Origin of the sequence: Collinsella intestinalis (assembly GCF_902364775.2) — a bacterium.
Lineage (GTDB): Bacteria > Actinomycetota > Coriobacteriia > Coriobacteriales > Coriobacteriaceae > Collinsella.
The window spans coordinates 916,148-928,246 of the sequence record NZ_CABJEU020000001.1 but is presented as its reverse complement, the minus strand read 5'-3'; the positions used below and the strand labels follow the sequence as shown (position 1 = coordinate 928,246).

Genomic DNA, 12,099 nt, shown 5'->3' with positions numbered 1-12,099 from the left:
ACCCGCCTCGCGAAATGTAAACGACCCTTACGCGTCTAAGGAGTACATGTGAACGCTCAAGTTTTGGAACAGGCCCGCAGCGCTTACCGCACCGGCGACTTTGCCGCCGCGGCCCAGCTGTTCTCCGCTGCCAAGGAAGGCGACCAGCCCTGGGGCGAGGCCGACCATCTCCGCGGCAACTCGCTCATGCGCCTCGGTCGTTACGCCGAGGCGGCGGCCGCCTATGCCGTCGCGTTGAAGGACGACGCCTACGGCAAGAAGGGTGCGCTGCTCACCAATCAGGGTAAGGCCCTCGTCGCCGCCGGCGATCTGGCCTCCGCCGTTTCCTCCTTCTCCGCTGCCACCCAGGATGCCAGCTACGCCACCCCTTACAAGGCTTACCTCGGTCTCGGCAGTGCGCTGGAGAAGCTCGGCAACCTCACGGAGGCCGGCGTGGCCTACCGCCAGGCTGCCATCGACGGGACCAACCCCGCCCCGGCTGGCGCCCTGGCGAGCCTCGGCGATTGCTTCGTCGCCCTGCAGCGTCCCGAGGATGCCATTGAGTCGTACCGCACCGCGCTCGATTTTGCCGGCCCGCGCGATGACGTGAGCGCTATCAACGCCGGTCTGGGCTGCGCGTACGCCGCCGCCAACCGCTTCAGCGATGCGCTCGATGCCTTCACCGCCGCAACCGCCGACGGCGTGTACCAGCTCACGGCCGACCAGGCCGCTGCTCGCGATCGCGCGCATGATGCACTGTCCGCCTCCGCGGCCATGATGCCGGCGGCCGACGCCTTCGATACCGCGGTCGACCCGCTCGACCCGCTCGGACAGTCCGGCAACTTCATGCCCGATCCGTCGGACACCGGTTTCTTCACGCTTTCCGAGCATGAGATGGTCCAGCAGGACCGCGCCGAGGCCAAGGTTCGCCGCAAGCACCGTCACCTCGGTCTCAAGATCTTCATCACGATCCTCCTCATCCTGGTTGTCGCAGGCGGCGGCCTTGCCTTCGCCTACACCCGCGGATTCGGCTTCCCCACGCAGCAGGACACGCTCACCAAGCTGTTCGAGGCTGCCTCCTCCGATGCCGCGACCGATGAGTTCTTGGCCTCCGGCCTCGACGATAGCCAGCGTGCGGTCATCGTGGCCTCCATCCCCAAGGACGCCACCGCGACCATCGAGGGCATGGACGCCGGCATGAGCGAGACCAAGGCGACGGTCAAGGTCACGCTCAAGCAGGGCGGCGAGATGACCTATGAGGTCGACTTCGTCCGCGAGGGTCTCGGTTGGGTCGTTTGCGCGATCGCCTCCGACTTCAACGTTTCCGGTGACGTCGACGCTTCCGCAGGTACCGATGAGCCCGCTGCCGAGTCCACCGATGCCGACGCCGCCGCGGACGAGGCTCCCACCGAGGACGCCTCTGCCGCCGATGCGCCCGTCGCGGAGGACCCGACCGCCGAGCCCGCCGGCGAGGCTGCCGCACAGTAGTTGTTTCAGTGGACGGGTGATGCGTTTTCCGCGCACGTTGTCTTTGACGTGCTGGCGGACGCTACACTTGTCCCAGTGAACCCCGTGTGTTTGACGTAGGAGCAGACTTGTTTTCTCTGATGGATATGTTTTTCGGCCAGTACGATGGCGATCTGGCGATCGACCTCGGTACGGCCAACACCCTCGTCTCCGTGCGCGGCAAGGGCATCGTCATCCGCGAGCCCTCCGTCGTCGCAATCGATAAGAACGACGAGCGCATCCTGGCTGTCGGTATCGAGGCCAAGCGCATGCTCGGCCGCACGCCCGGCAACATCGTCGCCGTCCGCCCGCTCAAGGACGGCGTCATCGCCGACTTCGATGTGACCGAGGCCATGCTGCGCTACTTCATCGACAAGGCGAGTGAGAAGCGCTATCCCTGGACCCCGCGCCCTCGCGTCGTTGTGTGCGTGCCCTCTGGCGTCACCTCCGTCGAGAAGCGCGCCGTGTTCGAGGCCACCATCCAGGCCGGTGCCCGCCAGGCTTACCTCATCGAGGAGCCCATGGCCGCCGCCATCGGCGCCGACCTGCCCGTCGAGGAGCCCACGGGCTCCATGGTCATCGACATCGGTGGCGGTACCACCGAGGTCGCGGTTATCGCCATGGGCGGCATCGTCGTCTCCCAATCCATCCGCATCGCCGGCGATGAGTTCGACCAGGCGATCCTCCAGCATGTTCGCGATGCCTACAACCTCGCCATCGGCGAGCGCACCGCCGAGGACATCAAGATCAAGGTCGGTTCGGCCGTCCCGCTCAAGGACGAGCTCGACGTCGAGGTCAACGGCCGCGACGTGATCACGGGCCTGCCCAAGACTGTTCGCATCGAGAGCGAGGAGATTCGCCGCGCCCTCAACAAGCCGCTGGATGAGATGACCAAGGCCGTCAAGGACGCCCTCGATGCGACCCCGCCGGATCTTGCCTCCGACCTCATGTACTACGGCATCCTGCTCACGGGCGGCGGCGCCATGCTCCGCGGTCTTGACGTTCGTCTGCGCGATGAGACGGGCGTTGCGGTCAACGTGAGTCCCACCGCGCTCGACAACGTCGTGAACGGCTGCGCGCGCGTCCTGGAGGCAAACGCCTTCGACGGCGGTTTCGTCCAGAGCAACGCGTAGCGGAAAGGTCGGCCTGTGCCGGGTAAGCCCAAGTATTCCTCCAATCTGCATAGCTCAAGACAATCAACGGGTGGTCGCCCGTTGATTGTTTTATGCCTCGTGTCGCTGCTGCTTCTCACGTTTTACCTGCGTGAAGGTGATGCCGGCATGATTCACTCCCTGCGCGGCGCGGCGATGACGGTCACGTCTCCCGTCCGCATGCTGGGCGGTGCCGTTGCGGCCCCGTTCAACGCCATCGGCAACGCGATCGGCAACGCCGGCGCCTCGTCCGAGACGTTGTCGGAGCTCAAGAAGGAGAACGAGCGCCTGACCGCCAAGGTCGCCGAGCTTTCCGAGGCTCAGGAAACGGCTGCTCGTCTTGAGAAGCTCGTCGGCCTCCAGTCCACGTACAGTCTGAAGTCGACCGCCGCCCGCATCATCGGTTCCACGGGCGATGCCTGGTCCAACGCCGTCATCATTGATAAGGGCACCAACGCCGGCTTCGAGGTCGGCATGCCCGTATGCAGCTCGGGTGGCGTCATCGGTCAGATCATCGAGGTCTCTGCCACCACTTCCACCGTGCGTCTCGTGAGCGACGAGCAGTCCGGCATTTCGGCCATGGTTCAGGGTTCGCGTGCCCAGGGCATGCTCCGCGGCCAAGCCGATGGCACGCTGCGCCTAGAGTACGTCGTCTCCGATGCTGAGGTGTCCGCCGGCGACATCATCATCACGTCTGGTATCGGCGGCTCGTTCCCCAAGGGGCTGCCGCTCGGTACCGTCGCCTCAATCAACCGTGACGCGAACGCGGTGTATTACACGATCGTCGTGCGGCCTGCTTCCACGGCTGAGAACAACGAGGAGGTCCTTGTCATTACTTCTCTCGAGGATGACCAGGTCGCCTCCGATGAGGAAGTCGCCGCAGCCAACAACACGCCGCAGGGCGGCGCGGCCAAGCAGCAAGACGATGCATCTGATTCAGACGGCGCCGCAGACGCGGACGCCACGGCCGGCGCATAGGAGGTAGTCCATGGCATTCGAACTCAACAGCTCAGGCCCCTCCCGCGGCCGTCTCTCGGGCATTGCCGTGGCGTGCATCCTGCTGCACCTGGCCCTCGCGCCGCAGATCCACCTTTTCGGCGGAGCGTTCAATTTCATGCTCGTGCTGACGGTGTCTCTGGCCATTTCCCTCGATTCCCGCACCATGGTGTACATCGGCTTCTTCTCCGGCCTTCTGTATGACCTCACCACGACGGGTCCTGTCGGGCTTATGTCACTGTTGCTCGCCCTGGTGGGGTACGGTGTGGCCCTTGTGTCGCGCGGACTGGCCTCCGGCGTTGGCATGGAGACGCTGCGCGTCGTGATCGCGGCCATCCTCGGCGTCAATCTCATCTACTCGATTGCGATGCTCGGCCTTGGTGTTGAGTCGAGTGTGCTCGTCGCCATCGGGGTTCATGGCCTCGCTTCGACGGTGCTCGACGTGCTTTCGAGCATCCCGTTCCTGCTCATGGCGGGTTCTTCCACGGCGCGGCGCGGATTTTCCTCGCGCGGTTTTGGCTACGGGCGCGGTTCGCGCTTCAAGGGCTTGAAGTAGGTCGCACCCATGGATGCCCAGCTCATCGTTATCATAGCCGGCGTCATTCTGCTCGTCGCCATCATCGGCTCGCTGCTGTTCCTCAAGGGGTACTCGGGTAAGTTCACCTTCGATACCCAGAATGGCACGCGCCCGCGCGCCTCGGAGGGGGAGGGCTCCACCCAGGGCGTCAAGTCCAACGGGCGCTTCAAGCTCCTCACCGCCGGCGTCGGAGCGGTGTTCGCCGCCATCATCGCCAAGCTGTGGAGCATGCAGATGGTCTCGTCGGACCATTACGATGCGCTCGCAGAGAAGAATCAGACGCGTACGGTGACCACTCCCGCGCCGCGCGGCCGCATCCTCGACCGCAACGGCGTGGCCATCGTCGATAACCGCCCCTCGCTCGCCATCACGGCCTACCGCGACCTTGCAGATGATCCGGTCACGGTTCGGCATCTCGCCAACGTGCTCGGCATGCCCTACATGGCCGTCTTGCGCAACATCCAGAACAACACCGAGGGCCCGCAGAGTCCGCATACCGTTGCCACCGACGTGAGGCGCTCCACCGTCGCCTACATCCAGGAGCACATCGACCTGTTTCCCGGCGTTTACATCGCCGAGCGCACCGAGCGCGCGTATCCGTACGGCACGCTCGCATGCCACGTCGTTGGATATACCGGCACGGTCACCCAGGAGCAGCTCGACGCCCAAAAGGACGAGAAGGCCAATTCCGGCTCGATCGTCTACCAGCATGGTGACATCGTGGGCCAGGCAGGCGTCGAATACTACTACGAGAACCTCCTACAGGGCATCCGTGGCGAGCAGACCGTCAAGGTCGACGCGAACGGCAACGTGACGGCTCAGGCGGGAGCCGTGCCCGCCGAGCCCGGCAGTGACATCAAGCTCACGATTGACGTGAAGATCCAGCAGGCGTGCGAGGAGGGTCTTAAGATCAGCCAGGAGATCGCCGAGCGCACCGGATACCCGGGAGGTGCGGGTGCCTGCGTTTGCCTCGACTGCACCAATGGCGATGTCCTCGGCATGGCGAGCTTCCCGTCCTTCGACCCGTCCGTGTTCGTCGGCGGCATCTCCTCCGATATCTGGTCCGAGCTCAACGATGACAAGGGCGGGCGTCCGCTGGTCAACCGCGTTGTTGGTGGCCAGTACATGTCCGCATCCACCATCAAGCCCCTGAGCTCCTTCGCCGGCATGGAATACGGCGTATACACTGCCGAGACTCGATCCGATTGCAGGGGTTGGTGGACCGGCCTGGGCGAGGGAAGCGGCAAGTGGTGCTGGTTGCACAAGGGCCACGGCGTCCGTGGCCTGCAAGACGGCATCAGGGACTCTTGCGACGCGGTCTTCTACGATCTGGGCAAGAACTTCTTCTACGCTGACCACGACACCGAGGGTCTGCAGGAGATGTTCCGTCGTTGGGGCCTGGGCTCCAAGACGGGCGTCGATCTGCCTGCCGAGGGTGTGGGTCGCGTTCCGGATGCCGAATGGAAAGAGAGCTACTTCAAGGATTGGTCGGCCGAGGAGCGTGCATGGAATGCCGGCGATATGACCAACATCGCCATCGGCCAGGGCGACATCCTCGTGACGCCCATCCAGATGGCAACGGCATATGCCGGTATCGCCATGAACGGCGTCGAGTACACGCCTCACGTCCTGCATTCGGTCGTGGCCCGCGACGGCCAGGGCGATGCCTATACCTTCGAGCCGAAGAAACGTCTGACGGTCGAGCTCAAGAACCAAGACTCCCAGATGGGCGTCGTCCATGCGGGACTCCACTCGATGATCTACGAGGAGTCTCCCGCTCTCGCCGAGCACTTCAAAAACCTGCCCGTCCAGGTGGCCGGCAAGTCCGGTACGGGCGAGAAGGTGGGGGAGGAGCTGTACGGCTGGTTCATCGCTTATGCCCCCTATGACGACCCTAAATACGTGGTGGCCACGTTGCTTGAGCAGGGCGGTTTTGGCGGAACGTGCTCCATGCCGGCGGTTCGCCACGTCCTCGGCGCCATTTACGATTGTCCCGACTCGCTTGAGTACGTCGGCGGAGATACCTCGAGGTAGGTGAGGAACATGGCTCAAGATACGCTTTCGCGCGTGAACAAGAAGATGGGCGCCAACAGGGCGGGCTTGCGGCAGAAGGTCAGCGTGCCCGTGCTCATCGCCTGGGTGCTCCTGCTCGCCTACGGCGCCTTTGTGATTTGGACCGCGTCGCTCACCATCGCCGAGGCCTCGTTCACCCGCCAGCTCGTCGGCATCGGCCTCGGACTGTTCTTGGCGTTCCTGTGCTGGAGGTCCGATTTCTCAGGCCTGGCCGGCATGACGACCGTCCTGCTCGTCATCGATTTGATCGTTCTGTTCAGCCCCTATATCCCCGGCCTCTCTTACAACGCCAAAGGCATGACCGGATGGATCAAGATCCCGCTCATCGGACTCACCTTCCAGCCGGTCGAACTTGCCAAGCTCATCACGATCTTCTTTGTGGCCTCGCTCGGTGCGCAGTACAACGGTCGCATCGATTCGGTGAGGGAGTACGTCAAGTTCTGTGCGATGCTCATGGTTCCCTTCGGTGCGGCCGTGGTCGCAGGCGACCTGGGCAGCGGCCTGGTGATCTTCTTTGCCGGTGCCGCCATCATCATGATGAGCGGGCCCCGGAAGGAATGGGTGCTGTGCACCGTGGCTCTCATCATCGGCCTCGTCTCGATCATGCTTGCCCTCGACTCGGTCCTCGACGGCATGCTGGGGCGCGATGTCCTGCTCAAGCAGTACCAGATGAACCGCCTGCTCGTCTTCATCGACCCCGAGTCCGATACCTCGGGTGCCGGCTATAACTTGCTGCAGTCCATGATCGCCGTGGGCTCGGGCGGCTTCTTCGGCAAGGGCGTGGGCAACGCATCGCAGGCCGGCGCTGGCTTTTTGCCCGAGGCCCATACCGACTTCGTGTTCGCCCTGCTGTCCGAGGAGTTCGGTTTCGTCGGCGCGCTCGTGCTGCTCGGCCTGTTCGCCTTCCTGATCTTTTCCACCATTCGCGTGGCGCATCGATCCGACTCCCTGTTCTTGCAGCTCGCATGCGTTGGCATCGTGGGTATGTGGACCTTCCAGCTGCTCGAGGAGGTCGGCATGTGCATCGGTCTCATGCCCATCACTGGCATTCCGCTGCCTTTCATCAGCTTCGGTTCATCGTCGATGCTCATGCAGTGCGCGGCAGTCGGTATCGTCCAGTCGATCTGGCGAGTGGGTAACAAGTCCGTATAGACCCGTCTGGGTCGTATGGATACGTCCGTATTGGTCTGAGCGTTTCGAGGAGTGACATGAGGATTCCCGTTGATTCTGTCGTTGACGCCGTCAAGATGGGTGCGAGCGTCCAAGGCGATGTCGATGCGCCGGTGCGCGTGGCGGTCTACCTTGACGCCGGCGCGCCCTCCCATATCGTTTCGTGCCTGCGCGACGCCCTGGTGCCGCAGACGACCTCGGGGCTCGTACGAGTCGCGCGTCTCGATGCGCCCGTGTTTTCCGTCAAGGCCGATACCGACGTTGCCCTGGTGGTGAGCTCGGGCAGCCCGCTGCTGCAAGATCGCGTTCAGCAGATCGCGATCGCGGGGGTCCCGACCGTTATTCTTTGCGAATCCAGCGTCGAGGTTCCCTTTATCCAGCAGGATACGGCGATGCTCGGGCTTATCGCCGCGAGCGATGCAACGCACCTGCTTTCCTCGCTTGCGAGCTGGATCTTGGATCGGACCGACAAAGACACCGCCTTTGCCGCGAACTTTGCCTTCATGCGCATCGCGGCCGCCATGCGGGTGGTGCGGTCGGCGACCATGGCCAACCTTGCTACCGGTGCGCTGTTCTTCATGCCGGGCGCCGATTTTCCCGTTATGACCATGACGCAGCTCGGGATGATGCTCAAGCTCGCGGGCGTGTTCGGCAAGCCCATGCGGGCCGAGCGCGCGTACGAGGCCGCCATGGTGCTCGCGGGTGCGCTCGCTCTGCGCACCGGGGCGCGTGCGGTGGCACGTCGTATCGGGCGACCGGGTGTGGTCTTCAAGACCCTTGTCGCGGGCGCCGGTACGTTCGGCATGGGGTGCTGCCTCAGCGCCTATTACGAGCGCGATATCGACTACGGTCCTTTGAACGACTTCTTCCGCGGGGTGTATTCTCGCGCGAAGACCCTGCTCGCCCCTGAGCCGCAGGCGGTCGCGTAGGCCGGCTTGTCGCGCTTTTGGTTTGCCGTTGCCGCCCGTGCGGAGTGCTTTCGTTCGCCCGTGTCGCGACGATGCGCTATCATTCCCGACACCCATGACTTTTGCTTTCGTTAAGCCCCCGATAAGGAGGATTCATGCGAGTTCCCTATGAGAACCGCTTCCATGAGCTTGAACCGTTGCTCGCCCGCGTCGAAAAGCCCACGCGCTACATCGACCATGAGTGGGGAGCGCTGTACAAGCCCGAGGCCGAGCACCGCTGCGTGCTGATCTACCCCGACGTGTATGAGGTGGGTCTGCCCAACCAGGGCATCGCCATTCTGTACCGCAATCTCAACGAGGCACCCGGTCTTTCCTGCGAGCGCGGTTACATCCCGTGGGTCGACATGGCCGATGAGATGCGCGCCGCCGGAATCCCGCTGCTCTCGCTTGAGGGTGCGGCTCCCATCGCGTCCTTCGACGTTGTGGGCTTCCACGTGCCGCATGAGATGGCGTGCACCAACTACCTCGAGGGCCTCGACCTCGCCGGCATCCCGCTTCATGCGGCAGATCGCGGTGAGGACGATCCCATCGTCATCTGCGGCGGTCCTTCCGTCTACAATCCCGAGCCCCTGGCTCCGTTCTTCGACTGCATGATGATCGGCGAGGGCGAGGAGCAGATCGTCGAGTTCTGTCAGCGCCATCGCGAGCTGCGTGATGCCGGCGTGCCCCGTGCCGAGATGCTTCGCGAGCTTTCGAAGGTCGGCGGCGTTTACGTGCCGTCCCTCTATGAGGTGCGCCATGACGAGCCCTGCTCGCCGCACGGCTACACGGTTCCGCGCGAGGGCGAGGAGGTCGCGCCGGTCGTGTACAAGCGCGTGGTGAAGGACTTTGGCGCCACCAACCCGGTTCCGCAGGCCGTCGTTCCCTACATGCAGATCGTCCAGGACCGTCTCTGCGTCGAGGTGCTGCGCGGTTGCGCCCGCGGTTGCCGCTTCTGCCAGGCTGGCATGACGTACCGCCCGGTGCGCGAGCGCTCCGCTGACCAGGTTGTCTCCGCCGTCACAGGCGGTCTGGCCCACATGGGTTACGACGAGGTCTCGCTCAACTCGCTCTCCACCACCGATCACTCCAAATGCGCAGAGATGCTCAATCGTCTCAACAAGCGCCTGGGCGACACCGGTATCTCCATCTCCGTTCCGTCTCAGCGCCTCGACTCCTTTGGCGTGGACATGGCCGCGGCCGTTGCGGGGGAGAAGAAGGGCGGCCTCACCTTCGCTCCCGAGGCCGGCAGCCAGCGCATGCGCGACATCATCAACAAGAACGTGACCGAGGAGGATCTCGAGCGCGCCACGCGCGCCGCGTTCGAGGCCGGTTGGCGTCGCGTCAAGCTGTACTTCATGATGGGTCTGCCGGGGGAGACCGATGAGGACATCGTCGCCATCGCCGAGCTCGCCGACCATACGCTCGAGATTGCGCGCGAGGTCGTTCCCAAGGAGCAGCGCGGCGGTATCTCCGTCTCCATCTCGGTGTCGGTGTTCATCCCCAAGGCCCACACCCCGTTCCAGTGGTGCCCGCAGCTCGACGACGCCGAGGTCAAGCGTCGCCAGCAGCTGCTCTTCCATTCGGTGAAGAATCGCGCCGTTCGCATCCACTGCCACGACGCCGCCACTTCGCTCGTCGAGGCGGTCATGAGTCGCGGCGGCCGCGACATCGCGCCTCTCATCGAGGGTGCCTGGAGGCGCGGCCAGCGCTTCGACGCCTGGACCGAGCAGTTCGAGCTCAGTCGCTGGGAAGAGGCCGCCGCCGAGCTCGGCATGGACCTGAGGGCGCTCGCCCAGGAGTCCTTCGAGCTCGATTGGCGTCTGCCCTGGGAACATGTGAGCCCGGGCGTGTCCCGCGGGTTCCTCCTGCGCGAGTACCGTCGATCCCTCGAGGGCGTCACCACGCCCGACTGCACGCGCGAGTCCTGCACGGGCTGCGGCGTGTGCCCGACCCTGAAAGCCGACAACGTCTTGGTAGGTGAGCGCGCATGACGAACGCATCCGAACCCACGCTCTTCCGCCTCCGCGTGGCCTATCCCAAGTTGGGGCGCCTCAAGTATCTGGGCCACCTCGAGCTGATTCACACGGTCGAGCAGGTTGTGCGCCGTGCGAAGTTGCCCTATGCGGTCACGCAGGGCTTCTCTCCGCATATGCGTATCGCCTACACCTCGGCACTTCCAGTGGGGACGTCTTCCACGGCGGAGTATTTCGACGTGTATCTGACGGAGCTCATCCCTGCCGAGGACGCGCTTGCGCGGCTGCAGGCCGCCGCTCCCGTGGACCTGCGTCCTATCGACGCTGCCTACGTTGAGCTCCGTCGCCCGGCGCTCACCGCCGAGATTACGCTTGTCGACTATCTGATCGAGCTCTCGTTCTCGCAGGGATCAGGTGCCTCGGTCGAGAAGCTTTCCGACGTGTTCTCATCTTGGTGGTTTTCCAACGATGACCTGCAGATCCCCTATAGGCGTGGTAAGAAATCCAAGTCCTTGGACCTGAAGCGCGTCTTGTCTCAGGCCAATTTCCTGCCCTCACCCGAGGGTCGGGCCTGGGTTGAGCTCAAGACACGGTGCGACAACGACGGCTCTTTGCGGCCTGAAATCCTCATCGACGCATTCGACCAGGGCTTGCGCGGCCTTGCTCCCGGTGTTGACGAGGAGATCATCTCGACGGGAGTCCAGCAGCTCGGCACCATCGAGAGCTATCGCGTAGAGCGTTCTGGGCAGCGCATCTCCCTGGAAAACGGAGGAGAGGCGGAGCCACTCGGACGAATGCTCGAGGTGCCATCTGGCAGCCTCTTGAGGGAGCGCTCGGCGTGGGCTTTGTCGAACCTGTGAATATGCAGGGAAAACGTTGAATATATCCGTTGACGCGCCATAATCCACCTGATACCATATCCGACTGTTGCACAACTGATGCATGAAGGGCAAGAACATGTACGCAATCGTTTCCACGGGCGGCAAGCAGTATAAAGTCGCCACCGATGACGTCATCACCGTTGAGAAGATCGAGGGCGAGGCCGGTTCCAAGGTCGAGCTCGAGGTTATCTTCCTGAACGACGGCAAGAAGATCGTCACGGATCCTGCCAAGCTCGCCAAGGCTAAGGTCACTGCTGAGATCCTGGAGCAGTTCAAGGGCGAGAAGCAGCTCGTCTACAAGTTCCACAAGCGTAAGCGCTACCACCGCCTCAAGGGCCACCGTCAGCAGCTCACCAAGCTGAAGATCACCAAGGTCCAGGCCACTTCCCGCGCCAAGAAGACCACCAAGGTCGAGGAGCCCGAGGCTCCCGTCGCCGAGTAGTCGACCATTTGTAGTTAGTTAGAGAGCAGGTACCTGACATGGCACACAAAAAAGGTCTCGGTTCCTCCCGCAATGGTCGCGACTCCCGCGGCCAGCGTCTGGGCACCAAGCGTTTTGACGGTCAGACCGTGAAGGCCGGCGAGGTTCTCGTCCGCCAGAACGGCACCCACATCCACCCCGGCGAGAACGTCGGCCGTGGCAAGGACGACACCCTCTTCGCGCTCGTCGAGGGTAAGGTCAAGTTCACCAAGGGCCTCAAGCACCGCGTGAACGTGTACCCCGTCGAGGCGTAGTCCTCACCCTTTTTGCATTTGCATCTTTTGGGAGACCCTCTGAGCGTTTCGCCCGGAGGGTCTCCTTGTGTGTAAAAGGGGTCGGGTGCAAACGACACATCGCATTTT

The 12,099-nt window shown here is 63.6% G+C and carries 11 protein-coding genes; all 11 read left to right on the top strand.

Annotated features, from left to right (window positions below):
* Positions 1–48 precede the first annotated feature (48 nt).
* The 11 genes from FY258_RS03995 (at position 49) to rpmA (ending at position 11,991) form a co-directional block, all read left to right on the top strand.
* Positions 49–1,467, top strand: a complete 1,419-nt coding sequence (locus FY258_RS03995) for a tetratricopeptide repeat protein (RefSeq protein WP_118103312.1) — start codon at positions 49–51, stop codon at positions 1,465–1,467.
* Positions 1,468–1,586: 119 nt separating this feature from the next.
* Positions 1,587–2,618 (top strand): rod shape-determining protein, encoded by a 1,032-nt coding sequence (locus FY258_RS03990; protein ID WP_006722612.1) that lies wholly within the window; start codon positions 1,587–1,589, stop codon positions 2,616–2,618.
* Between the two features lie 81 nt (positions 2,619–2,699).
* Entirely contained in the window at positions 2,700–3,614 is a 915-nt protein-coding gene (mreC, locus tag FY258_RS03985) for a rod shape-determining protein MreC (protein WP_118103310.1), read from the top strand.
* Positions 3,615–3,624: 10 nt separating this feature from the next.
* A complete protein-coding gene (gene mreD, locus FY258_RS03980; RefSeq protein WP_118103308.1) occupies positions 3,625–4,188 on the top strand; it encodes a rod shape-determining protein MreD in 564 nt (187 codons plus the stop codon).
* Positions 4,189–4,197: 9 nt separating this feature from the next.
* Positions 4,198–6,243: a penicillin-binding protein 2 gene (mrdA, locus tag FY258_RS03975; RefSeq protein ID WP_118103306.1), complete on the top strand. Its 2,046-nt coding sequence runs from the start codon at positions 4,198–4,200 to the stop codon at positions 6,241–6,243.
* Between the two features lie 9 nt (positions 6,244–6,252).
* Positions 6,253–7,434, top strand: coding sequence for an FtsW/RodA/SpoVE family cell cycle protein (locus FY258_RS03970; protein WP_006722616.1), 1,182 nt, complete (start codon positions 6,253–6,255; stop codon positions 7,432–7,434).
* A gap of 56 nt (positions 7,435–7,490) precedes the next feature.
* Positions 7,491–8,381, top strand: a complete 891-nt coding sequence (locus FY258_RS03965) for a hypothetical protein (RefSeq protein ID WP_118103304.1) — start codon at positions 7,491–7,493, stop codon at positions 8,379–8,381.
* Between the two features lie 134 nt (positions 8,382–8,515).
* Positions 8,516–10,393, top strand: a complete 1,878-nt coding sequence (locus tag FY258_RS03960; RefSeq protein ID WP_118103302.1) for a TIGR03960 family B12-binding radical SAM protein — start codon at positions 8,516–8,518, stop codon at positions 10,391–10,393.
* Positions 10,390–11,235 (top strand): TIGR03936 family radical SAM-associated protein, encoded by an 846-nt coding sequence (locus FY258_RS03955; protein WP_118103300.1) that lies wholly within the window; start codon positions 10,390–10,392, stop codon positions 11,233–11,235. The genes FY258_RS03960 and FY258_RS03955 overlap by 4 nt, the downstream gene beginning before the upstream one ends.
* Before the next feature lie 97 nt (positions 11,236–11,332).
* Complete coding sequence (gene rplU, locus FY258_RS03950; RefSeq protein WP_039910251.1) at positions 11,333–11,698, top strand: 50S ribosomal protein L21; 366 nt, start codon at positions 11,333–11,335, stop codon at positions 11,696–11,698.
* 38 nt (positions 11,699–11,736) lie between these two features.
* On the top strand, positions 11,737–11,991 hold the full coding sequence (gene rpmA, locus FY258_RS03945; protein ID WP_006722622.1) for a 50S ribosomal protein L27: 255 nt from the start codon (positions 11,737–11,739) through the stop codon (positions 11,989–11,991).
* The last annotated feature ends 108 nt before the right edge of the window (positions 11,992–12,099 follow it).

Bases quoted from the DNA above. Each gene is read 5' to 3' on its own strand.
- FY258_RS03990 (WP_006722612.1), top strand. From the start codon at position 1,587: ATGGATATGTTTTTCGGCCAGTACGATGGCGATCTGGCGATCGACCTC.
- mreD (WP_118103308.1), top strand. From the start codon at position 3,625: ATGGCATTCGAACTCAACAGCTCAGGCCCCTCCCGCGGCCGTCTCTCG.
- mrdA (WP_118103306.1), top strand. From the start codon at position 4,198: ATGGATGCCCAGCTCATCGTTATCATAGCCGGCGTCATTCTGCTCGTC.
- FY258_RS03970 (WP_006722616.1), top strand. From the start codon at position 6,253: ATGGCTCAAGATACGCTTTCGCGCGTGAACAAGAAGATGGGCGCCAAC.
- FY258_RS03965 (WP_118103304.1), top strand. From the start codon at position 7,491: ATGAGGATTCCCGTTGATTCTGTCGTTGACGCCGTCAAGATGGGTGCG.
- FY258_RS03960 (WP_118103302.1), top strand. From the start codon at position 8,516: ATGCGAGTTCCCTATGAGAACCGCTTCCATGAGCTTGAACCGTTGCTC.
- FY258_RS03955 (WP_118103300.1), top strand. From the start codon at position 10,390: ATGACGAACGCATCCGAACCCACGCTCTTCCGCCTCCGCGTGGCCTAT.
- rplU (WP_039910251.1), top strand. From the start codon at position 11,333: ATGTACGCAATCGTTTCCACGGGCGGCAAGCAGTATAAAGTCGCCACC.
- rpmA (WP_006722622.1), top strand. From the start codon at position 11,737: ATGGCACACAAAAAAGGTCTCGGTTCCTCCCGCAATGGTCGCGACTCC.